19 protein-coding genes and 1 pseudogene are annotated in these 15,402 nt (G+C 38.9%); 16 read left to right on the forward strand and 4 right to left on the reverse strand.

The features are described 5' to 3' along the window. Positions 1 to 11: 11 nt before the first annotated feature. From mtnN to ACFW35_RS06680, 7 genes are all read left to right on the forward strand, one after another. Positions 12 to 713, forward strand: coding sequence for a 5'-methylthioadenosine/S-adenosylhomocysteine nucleosidase (mtnN, locus tag ACFW35_RS06650; protein WP_379844599.1), 702 nt, complete (start codon positions 12 to 14; stop codon positions 711 to 713). Further along, positions 713 to 1,180, forward strand: coding sequence for an S-ribosylhomocysteine lyase (locus ACFW35_RS06655; protein ID WP_130294756.1), 468 nt, complete (start codon positions 713 to 715; stop codon positions 1,178 to 1,180). Before mtnN ends, ACFW35_RS06655 begins: the two co-directional genes overlap by 1 nt. A gap of 11 nt (positions 1,181 to 1,191) precedes the next feature. Beyond that, positions 1,192 to 2,115 carry a PLP-dependent cysteine synthase family protein gene (locus ACFW35_RS06660; RefSeq protein WP_379844600.1) on the forward strand — a complete coding sequence of 308 codons (924 nt, stop codon included), beginning with the start codon at positions 1,192 to 1,194 and terminating at the stop codon, positions 2,113 to 2,115. 1 nt (position 2,116) lies between these two features. Beyond that, entirely contained in the window at positions 2,117 to 3,253 is a 1,137-nt protein-coding gene (locus tag ACFW35_RS06665; protein WP_379844601.1) for a bifunctional cystathionine gamma-lyase/homocysteine desulfhydrase, read from the forward strand. Positions 3,254 to 3,692: 439 nt separating this feature from the next. After that, a complete protein-coding gene (locus ACFW35_RS06670; protein WP_379844602.1) occupies positions 3,693 to 3,932 on the forward strand; it encodes a YrhC family protein in 240 nt (79 codons plus the stop codon). Between the two features lie 145 nt (positions 3,933 to 4,077). Next, on the forward strand, positions 4,078 to 4,932 hold the full coding sequence (locus ACFW35_RS06675; protein ID WP_379844603.1) for a GRP family sugar transporter: 855 nt from the start codon (positions 4,078 to 4,080) through the stop codon (positions 4,930 to 4,932). A gap of 17 nt (positions 4,933 to 4,949) precedes the next feature. Further along, positions 4,950 to 5,741 carry an SDR family oxidoreductase gene (locus tag ACFW35_RS06680; RefSeq protein ID WP_379844604.1) on the forward strand — a complete coding sequence of 264 codons (792 nt, stop codon included), beginning with the start codon at positions 4,950 to 4,952 and terminating at the stop codon, positions 5,739 to 5,741. 138 nt (positions 5,742 to 5,879) lie between these two features. Here ACFW35_RS06680 and menA read toward each other — a convergent pair whose 3' ends face one another. Continuing rightward, entirely contained in the window at positions 5,880 to 6,770 is an 891-nt protein-coding gene (gene menA, locus ACFW35_RS06685) for a 1,4-dihydroxy-2-naphthoate octaprenyltransferase (RefSeq protein ID WP_379844605.1), read from the reverse strand. 511 nt (positions 6,771 to 7,281) lie between these two features. On the opposite strand from menA, the gene ACFW35_RS06690 reads away from it, so the two are divergent. Then, on the forward strand, positions 7,282 to 7,434 hold the full coding sequence (locus tag ACFW35_RS06690; protein ID WP_379834906.1) for a YrzI family small protein: 153 nt from the start codon (positions 7,282 to 7,284) through the stop codon (positions 7,432 to 7,434). Positions 7,435 to 7,477: 43 nt separating this feature from the next. On the opposite strand, the gene ACFW35_RS06695 is transcribed toward ACFW35_RS06690, so the two are convergent. Next, positions 7,478 to 8,716, reverse strand: a complete 1,239-nt coding sequence (locus tag ACFW35_RS06695) for a glutathionylspermidine synthase family protein (RefSeq protein ID WP_379844606.1) — start codon at positions 8,714 to 8,716, stop codon at positions 7,478 to 7,480. Positions 8,717 to 8,797: 81 nt separating this feature from the next. Between ACFW35_RS06695 and ACFW35_RS06700 the strand changes: the two genes are divergently transcribed. Beyond that, positions 8,798 to 9,244: an RNA helicase gene (locus tag ACFW35_RS06700; RefSeq protein WP_379844607.1), complete on the forward strand. Its 447-nt coding sequence runs from the start codon at positions 8,798 to 8,800 to the stop codon at positions 9,242 to 9,244. A 329-nt stretch (positions 9,245 to 9,573) separates the two neighbouring features. Here ACFW35_RS06700 and ACFW35_RS06705 read toward each other — a convergent pair whose 3' ends face one another. Beyond that, entirely contained in the window at positions 9,574 to 9,969 is a 396-nt protein-coding gene (locus ACFW35_RS06705) for a DUF350 domain-containing protein (protein ID WP_379844608.1), read from the reverse strand. A 19-nt stretch (positions 9,970 to 9,988) separates the two neighbouring features. Then, positions 9,989 to 10,312 (reverse strand): aminotransferase yhxA, encoded by a 324-nt coding sequence (locus ACFW35_RS06710; protein WP_077359138.1) that lies wholly within the window; start codon positions 10,310 to 10,312, stop codon positions 9,989 to 9,991. 168 nt (positions 10,313 to 10,480) lie between these two features. Here ACFW35_RS06710 and ACFW35_RS06715 point away from each other — a divergent pair. The 7 genes and pseudogenes from ACFW35_RS06715 to ACFW35_RS06745 all read left to right on the forward strand — a co-directional run. Then, positions 10,481 to 10,831: pseudogene (locus ACFW35_RS06715) on the forward strand (sigma-70 family RNA polymerase sigma factor); the annotation flags it as partial. Between the two features lie 505 nt (positions 10,832 to 11,336). Further along, positions 11,337 to 11,606 carry a spore gernimation protein GerQ gene (locus tag ACFW35_RS06720; protein ID WP_379844609.1) on the forward strand — a complete coding sequence of 90 codons (270 nt, stop codon included), beginning with the start codon at positions 11,337 to 11,339 and terminating at the stop codon, positions 11,604 to 11,606. Beyond that, positions 11,599 to 11,967, forward strand: coding sequence for a spore coat protein (locus ACFW35_RS06725; RefSeq protein ID WP_379844610.1), 369 nt, complete (start codon positions 11,599 to 11,601; stop codon positions 11,965 to 11,967). Before ACFW35_RS06720 ends, ACFW35_RS06725 begins: the two co-directional genes overlap by 8 nt. A gap of 18 nt (positions 11,968 to 11,985) precedes the next feature. Then, positions 11,986 to 13,122: a zinc-dependent alcohol dehydrogenase gene (locus tag ACFW35_RS06730; RefSeq protein ID WP_379844612.1), complete on the forward strand. Its 1,137-nt coding sequence runs from the start codon at positions 11,986 to 11,988 to the stop codon at positions 13,120 to 13,122. 17 nt (positions 13,123 to 13,139) lie between these two features. Further along, positions 13,140 to 13,349, forward strand: a complete 210-nt coding sequence (locus ACFW35_RS06735) for a hypothetical protein (RefSeq protein ID WP_379844613.1) — start codon at positions 13,140 to 13,142, stop codon at positions 13,347 to 13,349. Positions 13,350 to 13,351: 2 nt separating this feature from the next. Continuing rightward, positions 13,352 to 13,651: a spore coat protein gene (locus ACFW35_RS06740; RefSeq protein WP_379844615.1), complete on the forward strand. Its 300-nt coding sequence runs from the start codon at positions 13,352 to 13,354 to the stop codon at positions 13,649 to 13,651. Positions 13,652 to 13,880: 229 nt separating this feature from the next. Continuing rightward, positions 13,881 to 15,389: a recombinase family protein gene (locus tag ACFW35_RS06745; RefSeq protein WP_379844616.1), complete on the forward strand. Its 1,509-nt coding sequence runs from the start codon at positions 13,881 to 13,883 to the stop codon at positions 15,387 to 15,389. The last annotated feature ends 13 nt before the right edge of the window (positions 15,390 to 15,402 follow it).

A 15,402-nucleotide genomic window follows, 5' to 3' on the forward strand; every position in this document is an offset into this window, starting at 1 on the left:
GGAGAATTAAAATGAAGAGAATTGGAATTATTGGTGCAATGGAAGAAGAGGTTGTTCTATTAAGAGAGCAGCTGTCAAACCTTCAGGAAAATAAGCTTGCAGGATGTGAATTCTATCAAGGATTTTTAAACGATCAGGAAGTCGTTTTGTTGAAATCCGGAATCGGAAAAGTAAACGCAGCTATTGGTACTACACTCATGATTCAGCTGTATGAACCTGATGTAATTTTAAATACGGGATCTGCAGGTGGATTTCATACTGATCTAAACGTAGGCGATGTTGTGATATCCACTGAAGTTCGACACCATGACGTAGATGCAACAATTTTCGGATACGAATATGGGCAAGTTCCTCAAATGCCTGCAAATTATATGCCTGACCAAACACTTGTAGAAGCAGCTGTAAAAGCAGGTTCTCGTGTTGAAAATATTCAAGTTACAAAAGGTTTAATTGCATCTGGTGATTCGTTTATGAGTGATCATGAGAGGGTAGAAGACATACGCAAGAAATTTCCAGCCTTGTATGCGGCTGAGATGGAAGCTGCAGCGATTGCACAAACATGCTATCAGTTTAATGTACCTTTTGTTATTATCCGGTCATTATCAGACATTGCCGGGAAAGATGCCCGCGTATCTTATGACCAGTTTTTAAAAACTGCATCAAAGAATTCTGCAGAACTTGTTCAACAAATCGTAGAGGAGCTGAAATCATAATGACAAAAAAAATGAACGTTGAAAGTTTTAATCTTGATCATACAAAAGTCGTTGCACCATATATCCGTTTAGCAGGTACGACTACTGGAGCTAACGGAGATGTAATTCATAAATACGATATCCGCTTCTGCCAGCCGAACAAAGATCACATGCCTATGGAAGGTCTTCACTCAATTGAGCACTTGATGGCAGAAAATATCCGCAACCACCATTCTACTGTTGTAGATATCAGCCCGATGGGTTGCCAAACAGGCTTCTATTTATCTGTTATTAACCATGATAACTATGATGAAATTCTAGAAGTTTTAGAAAAAACACTTAACGATGTATTAGAAGCGACTGAGGTGCCAGCTTGTAATGAGGTACAGTGCGGATGGGCAGCAAATCATAGCCTTGAAGGCGCTAAAGAGATCGCACGCAAGATGCTATCTAAAAAAGACGAGTGGCACGTTGTTTTCGCTGAATAGAGGGCGTGAGAATGAACTATTATAAAAATGTGCATGAAATGATCGGCAATACTCCCCTGATGGAGATTACGCAGTTTTCTCTACCAAAAGGAGTACGCCTTTTTGCAAAACTGGAGTTCATGAATCCAGGGGGCAGTGTAAAAGACAGATTAGGTATGGAACTTTTAGAATGTGCCCTGTCTTCCGGACAGCTTAAACCTGGCGGGACAGTTATTGAACCAACTGCAGGCAATACAGGAATTGGCCTTGCACTTGCTGCAATCAATAAAGGAATCAATGTTTGTTTTGTTATCCCTGAAAAGTTCAGTATTGAAAAACAGGAGCTCATGAAAGCTCTTGGTGCAAAAATTATTCATACTCCAACTTCAGAAGGAATGAAAGGTGCCATAAAGAAAACGAAGGAACTCTTAAATGAGGTGCCGAACTCTTTTTCACCTGCCCAATTCTCAAATCCAGACAATCCTAACACGTATTACAAAACGTTAGGACCGGAAATCTGGAATGATCTGGATGGAAAAGTAGACATTTTTGTAGCAGGAGCTGGCACTGGCGGAACATTCATGGGAACAGCACGGTACTTGAAAGAAAAGAATCCTAATGTGAAAACAGTTATAGTCGAGCCTGAAGGATCAATCTTAAATGGCGGAGAATCTGGTCCGCATAAAACCGAAGGCATTGGAATGGAGTTTCTTCCAGACTATATGGATCTTTCCTATTTCAACAGTATTCATACAATAACAGATGTAGACGCCTTTAATCGTGTTGGAGAACTTGCAAAAAAAGAAGGTCTGCTGGTTGGCAGCTCTTCAGGAGCAGCACTTCATGCTTCATTAATTGAGGCACAATCCGCAAAAGACGGGGATATAATCGTAACCGTTTTTGCAGACAGCTCAGAGCGTTATCTAAGCAAAAAAATTTATGAAGGAGGCATCTGATATGAAAAGAAAAACACAATTAATCCACGGAGGCATTCCTTCTGATAAAAATACAGGAGCGGTTGTCTATCCGATCTATCAGGTAAGCACATACAAGCAAGATGATGTTGGGGTTCATAAAGGATTCGAGTATTCCCGAACGGGAAACCCTACACGCCATGCACTTGAGGAATTAATTAAAGATCTTGAAGGCGGAAAGCGCGGATTTGCTTTTGGTTCAGGCATGGCAGCTATTACTGCAGTTATGATGCTGTTTGATTCAGGAGATCACGTAATTTTAACGGATGATGTATACGGGGGAACTTACCGTGTGATGTCAAAAGTATTAAACCGTCTCGGCATCGAGTCAACTTTTGTAGATACAACAGATATCAATCAGATCGAAGCAGCTTTAAAGCCAAATACAAAAGCTCTTTATGTTGAAACACCAACAAACCCGTTGTTAAAAGTTACAGACATTGAAGCAGCAGCTAAATGGGCTAAATCTAAAAATCTTCTCTTTATGGTAGATAACACGTTTAATACACCTTACTGGCAAAATCCAATCGAACTTGGTGCTGACATCGTGCTGCATTCAGCTACAAAATATATTGGCGGCCACAGTGACGTTGTAGCGGGCCTTGTCGTAGTAAACGACGATAAGCTGGGCGAAGACTTGCATTTCGTACAAAACTCAACAGGGGGCGTTCTTGGGCCTCAGGATTCTTGGCTTTTAATCCGTGGAATTAAGACATTAGGTTTAAGAATGGAAGCTCATGAGAGCAACACGAAGAAAATTGTTGAGTTCTTAAAAGAGCATCCTTCTGTTGAAAAAATATACTATCCTGGTCTTGAAGATCATCCTCAGCATGATATCGCCAAAAAACAATCTGGCGGTTTTGGAGGCATGGTATCGTTTGATGTTGGCAGCGAAAAAAACGCAGATGCAGTCCTGAAAAAAGTGAAGTATTTCACATTGGCTGAAAGTTTAGGAGCGGTTGAAAGCCTGATCTCAGTACCGGCAAGAATGACGCATGCTTCAATTCCAGCAGATCGCAGAGCAGAACTTGGAATCACAGATGGTTTAGTTCGTATTTCTGTAGGGATTGAAGATGCAGAGGACCTGATCGAGGACTTAAAGAATGCATTAAACAACTAGTTACAAAGAGCAGACGCTGGTGCGTTTGCTCTTTTTTTTGCTCTTTTCTAAAGGAGTTGCTTTAGGCTTTTTCTATTCTTATCATCTGCAAGTTGATTGGAGTGTGCCTACCACCTGAGAAGCTTCTCGCAAGGCATGCGACGAGGAAGCTCACATCGGTAGCATTTACTTGTAGACGCAGGAGCAAGGATGCTTCCATGAGGCGGTCAGGTGGAGACTCCTAATGGCGCAAAGCGGCAGGAGGCTCACCACACGCCCCGTGGAAAGCGAGCAGATGGAGCGGAGATCAACCACTTTCAAAAGCAACAATGTATACGAAAACAGCCTTTTTTGATCACTATTTAGCCATAATTTTTTCACTAGATTGTCAAAAAGTGCTTGGCAGGTAGCTTACTTACCTATGTTATTCTGTTAATAGAGGTTAGGAGGTAGAAGCTGCATGACAAACAAAAATGAGAAGGAATTACAAAAAAAGATGGCTGACTACCAGCGCTTTGGCTTTATTTTGTTGGCAGTAAGCACATTCTTCTATTTAGGATTAGTTCTTCCAGTGGAAGACAAAAACTTTATCCAATCGATTACTTTAGGTATCGCTTCACTAACATGTTTAGGCTTTACCGCACTTATGTACAATGTTGTTAGAAAGTGCAAAGTGCAATTACAGGAAATTACAAAATAAAAATTAAACATTAATTTCACGTACCGTCCCTTAAAAAGGGGCGGTATTTTTGTTTTTATGAATCGGAAATAGGGGTATGAATACTGAATAACCGTAAAAGGTCATACTAAGTTTTAACAATTTCAAGAAAGAGAGAAGTGGTTTTTTGGGTATCATATGGGCACTTATTACAGCAGTTTGCTGGGGAAGTATCGTATTAGTCAGTGAAAAGCTCGGGGGCGATTTCCATAGCCAAACCTTTGGAATGACTCTTGGGGCATTGCTATTTTCACTTGTTGCGTTTTTTATTGTTCAGCCTGACCTTAACATGGCTGTGGTTGCTATTGGTGTGGTTTCGGGAATTTTTTGGGTAATTGGACAGCGAAATCAATTTGCAAGTGTTGATTATTTAGGCGTATCCAAAATTGTTCCATTATCAACAGGAATGCAATTGTTTGGAACAACGCTCTTTGGAGTACTGGTTTTTCATGAATGGAAAACAACAACTGAGATTTTGATCGGTCTTGCAGCGATCTGCGCGATAGTAGCAGGCGCATTACTGACTTCCCGCCGCAGCAAGAAAGGGAACGAGAAAGATAAACAAAATTTTAAAAAAGGAATTACAATCCTTTTAATTTCAACTGTTGGATATGTTACATATGTCGTAATAATAAGGTGGTTTGAAGTAAACGGATGGCAGGCTATTCTCCCTCAGGCCATAGGAATGTTTCTTGGAGCACTAGTGATGTCACTCAAGCACAAACCATTTAATAAATATTCAATGAGAAACATTTTGACAGGTTTGATCTGGAGTACGGGAAACATAACTTTACTTCTTGCATTGCCGCTAATCGGTATTGCGACAAGTTTTTCTTTATCACAAACAGGGATAATTATTTCAACACTCGGCGGTATTTTTATTTTAGGTGAAAAACGAAGTAAAAAAGAAATTATATGGGTCATTTCAGGATGTGTACTGATCATTCTTGGCGGTGTGATGCTAGGATTTACGAAATCATAGAAAGAGGAGTGGATTGGATGTATCCAGATCTAGAAGGAAAAACGGTAATCATCACAGGAGCGGCTACTGGAATTGGGAAAGCTTGTGCCATACGCTTTGGACAAGAACAAGCGAATGTTGTAATTAACTATCATTCTGATAAGCAAGTGAAGGAAACTGATGCAATTATTGAAGAAATTAAGCAAAACGGCGGAAATGCAATAGCCGTTCAAGGAGACGTAACAAAGGAAGATGATATCAAGAACTTGATACATAAAGCGGTAGAAGAATTCGGGTCACTTGATGTCATGATTAACAATGCCGGAATTGAAAATGAAGTACCATCACACGAACTTACTTTAGAAGATTGGAACAAAGTCATCTCTACAAATTTAACCGGTCAATTTTTAGGATGCCGGGAAGCTCTTGACTATTTTCTCGAAAATGATATTCAGGGATCAATTGTAAATATGTCGAGTGTTCACGAAATTATACCATGGCCACACTTTGTCCACTATGCAGCAAGTAAGGGCGGTATTAAATTGATGACGCAAACTCTTGCATTAGAATATGCGCCTAAAAAGATTAGAATTAACAGCATAGCACCAGGTGCAATCAATACACCTATCAACGCGGAAAAATTTTCAGATCCAAAGCTTAAAGAAGGAGTATTAAAACTAATTCCGATGGGGTACATAGGAGAACCTGAAGAAATTGCTGCAACTGCTGTTTGGCTTGCATCAAAACAGGCAAGTTATGTAACAGGGTTAACATTAATTGCTGATGGCGGAATGACGCTGTACCCGGGATTTCAAGCAGGAAAAGGCTAAAAAAACACGTCCTCCGATTCAGGAGGACGTGTTTTTGTTACACTATCAGAAAGTATTATGATATTCGACATGTCAACAAGTTTAGGTCGAAAGTATAAGTGCAACTAAGGCTGACGCGAAACATCAGCCAAGTTTACTTTATAACAGAATGCCTGTTAGTGTTCCAATACATAAAAGAATTCCAAAAGCCATATGAAGCATGGCTGTTAACCCTAGAGCTTTGTTAAGCTGTTTGGCTTCCCAAGTGGATACTGCAATCTGCAGCCCTTTTAATGCAATAGGAAGGGTAATAGCAGCTATCAGACTCCAAACAGGTAAAATATTTAAAAGGACTAAAGCAATTAAACTAACGTACGTACCAAGCATTAGAAAATAGTACTCGATACGGGAGGCTTTCCTGCCGATCAGTCCTGCAATAGTCGTTTTGCCGATCTGTTTATCCGTGTCAAAGTCTCTTAAATTATTAGCATGCAGTATAGCCATTACAAGAAGAGCGTTTGGTATTGCTGCCAAGAAGACTTCCATATTCAGATTGAGTGTTTGTGTATAAAAAGATCCAACCACCGCTAAAATTCCCAGTGTACTGCCTGAAGCTACTTCACCTAATCCGTTATAGGCTAATGCATACCGTGTAGCTGTGTAAAAATATCCTACCAATAATGAAGGAATACCGATATAAAGAACCACAGGTCCAGTTAATACTGTTAAAATTAATCCAATAATAATACTAAGGCTAAAGAAAATAAGTCCTGTAATGTATACTTGTCGAGGTGTCATTTCTTTTCGGTCTATAACACCAGACGGGCTTAAAGAACCAGGAATATCTGCTCCTTTAACATGATCAAAATAATCATTTACAAGGTTTGTGCCGCATTGCAAAAATACAGCTCCAAAAAGTGTAAGTAAGAATGCAGTCCAATTGATGCTTGTCCATTGCAAAGCTAAAATCGTTCCAAATATAACAGGTATGACTGACGCCGTTAATGAAAAAGGTCTTATAGAAGCGAAAATGACCTTAGGATGTATCATTTGTGTTTCCCCCTTTACGATTATTATTATAATAAAAGTTTGTGAAAGTGTACACATAAATAACTTTCATAAATAATACCTAATTTTTAAAAAAACAGGAAACTTTCTGAACAAAATGAATATCCTTTTAATGGCCAAAAAAAATACTTTACAACACTTGGTAAATTGTGTATAATTTGCTAAGGAAAGTAAAATTACAAAAAGGAGGTTGAACAAAATGATTTTAAAGTTACGTACAACAATGAAATTGAATAAAAACTTAAGTTCGACCGCCAACTGGAGCAGTTTGTCTATTTAATTATGTTTAAAGGACACCGCGGGTCGAATACCTGCGGTTTTTTTATGACCATTTTTGCACCGCAGGGATTTCCTGCGGTGTTTTTTATATAAAAATTTAAAGGAGGAGATTGCAATGATTATGGTAGGAATTACACTGCTTACTTGGCTGTTAACGGAGAAAGACTCAACCTAACCGAAAAAATAAAATAATGAATTAGGAGTGAATAACAATATGTTTACATTACACTTGTTTTTTGTAACGATTACCTTTTCAATTAAAAGAACCCATAGATCAGAAGAACAATACATGGTTGATAAGAGAGTAAAATCTCTTTATGATCGGGCTAAAGAAAAGGCATCATATAATATATCTTCAATGCTTTAATAAAAAAATCAGCGCCCTCCACTATAATGTGGAAAGGCGCTTTTTATTTTATACAAGAGGGAAGGAAGTAAGAAAGGTTATCTGTAATACGGTTTCCTACACGGTAGCCGAAAGCACTTGGTTTACCGGTAATGACAAATGTACCTGTCATACGGTGTCCTTCAGTCGTTCCTTTTTGTGACTCGAACTTCATTTTTGGAAGGGGAACGTACTTCTGATAAACACTAACGTAATGTTCATATGTTGTATGTTTGTCCTGATCGAGCAGCATTCCTTTTTCATCATATATTCGGACCGTATCACCTTCACGGCCAAATACTGGCTTTTGCACAAACATCTCCTTATTTTTCAGGAAAAGATCAGGTTCTAAATAGGTTGGTAAAAAATATTGGCCAATCCATTCGTGTTCTTCCTCTGTAAAATAGGATGCACGCTCTTCATGCATGCCCCAGATGACAGCAAGTACAGCTTTGCTCTGCAATAAAAATGCAGATGGAGGATTTACAATAGCAAGCTTTTTTTTGATAACAAGATCAGTCAGCTGCAATCCGATTTCCTCATCTGTCGCTAAGTCTTTATCCTGAATAAGCAATTCTATTGGAAATGTCTGCCGGTACAAGACATCAATTTTTTTCCCTTCTGTATCATAAAGACCTTCATTTTTTCTGATAATAAGCTGGTCTAACGGTATGTATTGAGAAGGAAAACCGCTTAGCTGTTTCAAATAAAGGACGGTTTCTTTATCTTCTATATTGTCATCATGCGATGTAAATACAATGTTTGGAGAATGCGAAGTTTTTAATCCTCGATAGGAAGTAAGAATCGCTGATCGAACTGCACGCTTCAGTTCCTCTTCCGAACCTGCATTGGGGTCATTACCGCCAAAATGTTCCGAAATCAGCCCGTTTACTTTAAAGCATTCATATATAAATGTAGGTGTATCACTGTTAAACTCCATTACTTTGTGTCCTTCAAGAGTTTCAATGGAGTCAATTCTGCCGATCACTGTTTTTGGAAGCGATGTATGAAACCGGAGGAACGGAAACAGTGAATCCGGAAACCCTAAAAGCTTTAAGATCTCATCATCCAAGTTCTGTGATTGAAGAAGTGCTGCTGTTTTAAATAGAATTTGACTCACTCTGAACCCAAACTTCTTAACTGAATCTGCTTCTTTTTTTTCAATAAAGAGCGGCTTAAATAACGCATACTCTTGCCCATACATATCTGCCCAAAACTCAGGAATCTTCTCATAGAATTTTTTTCTTTCTTCAATATAGCTCATAATAATAAAAACCTCCGGTGATACATACATTCATGAAAACTGATATCATAAACATAACAAATAATAAAAGGGATGAGAATAATGGAATTAACTTATTACATAGAGAAATCAGATGGATATGAACCTTTCTTAACCTATAAAATACCTGAAAATATGCATAATGATGAAAAATATGCGAGACAGTTATGTGAATTTTTCGTTACGGGACAAAAAGAATATGAACTTCAATCAAATGAAATGAAAGGGAGCGAAGAGATTTTAATCGTTAAAGAAAAAGGTCCTGCCAGACGCTTTGTAGATGAAGAAAGCTACAAAGGAAGAGGAATCTTTTTAGAGTTCAGGCAATATCAAAATACAGGTGATATGCCCCTGTTACATGTCCAGGCATTAAACAGCCATTGGGATGTTATGAGGTATCTTTTAAAAGATGTAATAGAGATTCCAAGGCAGGGTCAATTTTTAAGAGATTCAGCAGAACTGGATGAAGACCGTGCTGTTTACGTCATTTATGTAGGAGAAAAAATATAAGCATGCGGGCTACGCTGCATGCTTTTTATTCGGCTCTTTTCTAAAAGATTGTTGCTTATGATTATTTTTTCTTTCACTTCATTGATAAGTTGATTGGAGTGCAAGGTGCGTGCCAACTACATGAATACTTTTCTCGCAAGGCATGCGACGAGGAACACGCGCGTAAGGATTTGCTTGTAGACACAGGAGCACATTACTTCCTTGAAGGTGAGACTACTAATGGTGCAGAGCGCCAGGAGGCTCACCGCACGCCCCGCGGAAAGCGAAGCAACCTGGAACGGAAATCAACTACTTTCAAAAACAACAAAGTTTGCGAAAACAGTCTCATATTAATATGTAAGACATTGTCCGATAACCCATCCAACAGAGAGGCTTAGAAACATTACGAGCAATCCGACCGCTTTGTTATCAGCATCTATGGCTTTTGAAATACTTGAACGAATAGCCAGATGTTCTGCAACGAAAAGCGCTGCAATCTGAGAAATGATCCCTACTGCTCCCCAAATAAGCAAATCGATAATGCTCAATGAGTTAGCTATTGAAGAGCCGATTACAAAAGCAAGACCAAACAGTCTTCCGCCAAGGGATAGAGCAGCTGCTGTATTTCCTTTGCTGATTAACTGAAGTTCCTTTGTTTTTGTTGATAATTCAAAGATAATAAATCCTGCAAATAAAAGTCCGAGGCCTGTTGCCGCATATAACGCAAAATTAATAAATAAGTTCATCTTTACAACTCCTTAATTTTTATCCCCCAAAGCCTTTACTGCTCCCGAATCCAGTGCTTCCGCCTTTAAAGCTGGAGCTGTTTTTGTAAGCCTTGTACTTTGAGTTTTTCAACAAACTGCTCGTTCCGCTAAAATATCTGCCGCCAAAGAAGTAATAGCCGAAATAACGGGAATTGGTATCGTCACATTCATAGACGCCGTCATCTTCATCCCATTCCCAATCCTGGCATTCAGTATCAGTAGGTTCTGGAGGAAGCTCCTGAGCTTGATCATTACAGCCAGAAAGCATAACCGCTACAGATGCAGATGAAACACCTGCAATAAGTTTCTTTGTTTTATTCATGATTTCACCCCATTCAAGCCTAATTATAGATGTAATCCCAATTCTTGAAAACCATTTATTTCTATTACGTCAATGAAATAAAAAGGTTCCATTTTTGATGTACAGACACACCCAAGCCCAGCTTTGCATAAAGATAAAGGAGTAAGAATTGTCTTGGGGGTGCTGTTTATGTCATTAGTAGGTGTGTTGGCCTATTTTTTTAAAGAAGTCATGCTCTTTGTGTCATACGTAAAAAACAATGCTTTTCCCCAGCCGCTGTCTGAGAATGAAGAGAAGCAGTACTTAAAAGATATGGCAAACGGTGATGAAACAGCTAGAGGATTGCTAATCGAGCACAATTTGAGGCTTGTTGCTCATATTGTAAAAAAATTCGAAAATACAGGGGAGGATACGGAAGACCTTATCTCCATCGGTACAATCGGACTTATCAAAGCAATCGAAAGCTATTCACGAGGAAAAGGAACGAAGCTTGCTACGTATGCTGCCAGGTGTATAGAGAACGAGATTCTAATGTCAATACCCATGCAAAGATCTAGCTGCCTCGGATTGGGAAGAGCCGCTCGAAAACACGAAGCTGGTGATTCCCCGAAAATTCTTCATCTCTGTTTAAGCTGCGGAAAATGATTGTAAGTTCGATGGATTAAATATATTTAAAAAGGAAAACAGGTGAACCGGAATAAGGGGCACCTGTTTTCTTATTTTCCTCTATTCTGATCTATTCTAAAGGAGTTATTGCTTTATGGAAGTAAGATCTGTGCAAACAAGACTAGCCCCATCTTGCGACTTCTTGGCTCGGGACCCTTTTTCCCATTCAATTTGGGAATAATAGTTCGTGTCGCTAAAAGCAGCGGATGCGACTTTTCTGATTATAAATCTGGATGAAATCAAATCAATACTAATAATGTGTCAAAAAAGGAAAGGATCTTCTTTTTGATTAGTCTTTGTAGGAAATATTGTAAAGCATACTTCATCCCCTTTTTGGCACAATATCATTGTATTTACGAAAAAAAGGAGGGGAATCAAAATGGATCAACAAAAATTGGCTGCCCATGAGTCGTTGGATTTACATGAGGCCATTAACTTTAAAACGCTTTGTATCGCCAAGTCTAAATTAATGCAAGGGCTGGTCTTTGATGATGATTTAAGAAATTTAATGAAAAAAGATGTTAAACAATCAATACAAGATCTGACTGAATTGCAGTCCCTTTATGAAAGAGCACCGTTTCAAGCTCCTGTTCCTCAAAATCGCCCAACCCCCATCATTGATGGAAAGGAAGAAAACATTCATGAATAATGATTATTTGGACCCGATAAACTCGCTTCATATGCCTGAACTAGCAGACACAACCTTTGCCATGGACTTTCTTCTTCGTGCCAAAGAAGGCGTTCGCAATATAGCTGTAGCATTGACCGAATCCGCATCACCCGATGTCCGGGCGGTATTAAAAAAACAATTGATGCAGGGCATTGCAATGCATCAGGAAATATCCGAGTTAATGATCAAGAAAAAATGGTTTCATCCTTACGAATTATCGGAACAGTATCAATTGGATCAGCTTTCGGCTAACAATACGATTAAAATTGGCAAAATGAACCTGTTTCCCATTGAGACCAATCGAAAGGGCTTGTTCGATCGTACACCTGATGAACATTAACACTGGAGGTTATATAGTATGAAGGCGGTAACGTATCAAGGGATAAAAAATGTTGTTGTGAAAGAAGTGCCAGACCCTAAGATTGAAAAACCAGATGACATGATTATCAAAGTGACCAGTACTGCAATATGTGGTTCTGATTTGCATTTAATTCATGGTATGATCCCAAACCTGCAAGAAAACTATGTCATTGGACATGAACCGATGGGAATCGTTGAAGAGGTTGGTCCTGAAGTGACTAACCTAAAAAAGGGAGACCGCGTAATCATTCCATTTAACATCGCATGCGGTGAATGCCGTTTCTGTAAAGACAATTTGGAAAGCCAGTGCGACAATTCAAATGATAATGGAGATATGGGAGCCTATTTCGGATATTCTGGAACAACTGGCGGTTACCCAGGCGGGCAAGCGGAATATTTGAGAGTTCCTTTTGCCAACTTTACTCATTTTAAAGTTCCGGAGACCTGCGAGGTACCAGATGAAAAGTTAACGGTTATAGCGGATGCGATGACCACTGGTTTTTGGAGTGTTGATAATGCGGGTGTAAAGGACGGGGATACCGTTATTGTTTTGGGATGCGGTCCGGTGGGACTTTTTGCACAAAAGTTTTGCTGGCTAAAAGGAGCGAAGCGGGTGATTGCAGTCGATTATGTGAATTACCGCTTGCAGCATGCGAAACGAACGAATAAAGTTGAAATCGTAAACTTTGAGGATTATAAAAATTGTGGAGAATACCTGAAGGAAATCACCAAGGGTGGGGCGGATGTAGTCATTGATGCTGTGGGTATGGATGCGAAAATGACCGATATGGAGTTTCTAGCCAGCGGTTTAAAACTTCAGAGTGGGGCACTTGGTGCATTTATCATGGCGACCCAGGCCGTCAGAAAAGGCGGAAATATCCAGGTGACCGGCGTTTATGGGGGGAAATATAACGGTTTCCCATTTGGAGATATTATGAACCGCAATGTAAATATTCGCACCGGACAAGCTCCAGTCATTCACTATATGCCTTATATGTTTGAACTGGTTTCTACAGGAAAGATTGATCCGGGAGATGTGATCAGCCATGTCCTTCCTCTCAGTGAAGCCAAGCGTGGCTATGAGATTTTTGACACCAAAACGGATGATTGTATAAAAGTCATCTTGAAGCCTTGAGGAAGGAGGATTGAAAAATGAACTATGCCCTACACGAAGTTCTTGAGGTTCAAGAAATGGCCGCTTTTAAAACCAATTGTTTAACCAAGTCTAAAACAATGAGAGCAATGGTTAGTGACCCAAGGCTAAAAGAAATTATGCTGCAAGACATTGATCTTTCCACCAGACAGTTAAACGAATATACCTCTGTTTTATCTAATGCAAAACAATCATTAGGAGTTGAGTAAAATTGAATCCAATCATTGAAAACTTAACAGGAATGGATGCCCTTTCCGACCAAAGTGTTGCGATGGATTTATTAATTGCGGCAAAAAGCGGGGTCAGAAATTACGCCATGGCGGTCACGGAAGCCGGAACACCTGAAATCAAAGAAATGTTAACTCGGCATTTAGAGGAAGCCATAGAGCTGCATGAACAAGTTTCCGGTTATATGGTGGAAAAAGAATGGTATCATGCTTGGAATACGAACGAGCAAATCCATTTGAACTTGACAAATATGAAGACCGCATTGGATTTGCCAACACTATAGTTCATGTAAAGGAACAGTTTATCGAATAAACTGTTCCTAATTTATTGTCAGAATGCAGGAGCAGGCAAGTCATCTAAGATAAAATTAGAAAGTAACCAAGCCCTTTACGCATACCTTTAGATGAGGTGATGCGGGATGCATATCAAAATCATTGAAGGTAACTCTACTGCCAAGATTCGGTATTCTTGCTACTCTTATCTTAAGGAAAAATACAGAAGGGAGAAGCTCAATGATAGCGATTTATGCGAGGGTAAGTACGGAAGAGCAAGTGAAGAAGGGATTCAGCTTGGAAGATCAGATCAAGGAATGCAGGAAGAAAGCACAGACCGATGAAGTAATCGAGTATGTAGATCGAGGAGTTTCCGGGGAAATCCTTGATCGGCATGCCTTAACCAAGTTAAGAAACGATGTTCGGGATGGATTGATTACTAAGGTTGTATGTTTAGACCCAGACCGCCTTTCAAGAAAATTAATGAATCAGTTAATAATAACGGATGAAATCGAAAAACGCGGTGTGCAACTCGTGTTTGTTAATGGTGAATATACAAAGACACCTGAAGGGAATCTCTTTTACAGCATGCGCGGTGCGATTGCTGAATTTGAAAAAGCAAAGATTAATGAGCGTATGAGTCGCGGTAGAAAAGAGAAGGCACGACAAGGAAAAGTTTTAAGAAACTTTCAGATATATGGATATGACTATGATAAAGAAATAGGAAAAATCATCATAAATGAAGATGAAGCTAAAATAGTAAGACTTATTTTTGATTTGTTTACAAAACCTAATCATTTAGTTGAAGGAATGAATGGAATCGCAAAGTATTTAACAAGTAAAGGAGTCCCAACTAAACGTGGGGCAAAAGTCTGGCATCGCCAAGTGGTTCGTCAATTGCTAATGAACAGAGATTATATTGGTGAGTTTTATCAAAATCGCTGGAACACAGAAGGAATGCTCGGTAACAAATACAAATCCAAAGAAGACAGAGTTCCAATGACAGAACGACCAAAAGAGGAATGGATACAAATTGAATGTCCAGCTATTCTTGATGAAGAAACATTTAACCATGCTCAAAAATTATTGAGTGAATCCAGACGGAGATGGGCTAAAAAAGGGAAAAGAGAGTATTTATTAAGTGGATTGATTCGATGTGCAAATTGCAATAATACGATGGTTGGCGTAACCGGAACAGACTGGGGTAAAACCGTTTATAACTATACTGATAAGAAAAATTATTCAGGTGCTAAACATCCAGGATGCGGTCGGAGAGTTTCTGTTGAAAATTTAGACGAAGAAGTATGGAACACTATTCTTGAGTGGTTAAATGCGCCAGTTGAGATAGCAGCAGCTACAGAAAAAGATCAAGAAGGAACATCCATAAATATAGAAAATGTTGAAATAGACCGGCTTGAAAGTGAAATTAAAAAAGTTAGATCTGGAAGGAAAAGATTACTAAGTTTAATTACTCAAGGAATAGATATATCGGAAGAAGAAATTAAACAATCGTTAAAAGAATTAAAAGAAAAAGAAGAACGATTGCAAAAAGATCTTTCAGCTCTGGAAGAGAAAAAGAAAGAAAGTGACCAACACATCTACGGAAAGAAATTAATTGAAGAAGCAGCTTTGTTTTATTTCTCAAAAGGAAAACAAGAACTTACCTTTGAAGATAAAAAGTCACTCATACGCCATGTCGTAAGAGAGATAAAAGTATATAAAGATCATATTCAAATCTATACTTTCTAGATTTACATTTTTA

Source organism: Fictibacillus sp. NPDC058756 (genome assembly GCF_042746035.1).
Classification (GTDB): domain Bacteria; phylum Bacillota; class Bacilli; order Bacillales; family Fictibacillaceae; genus Fictibacillus.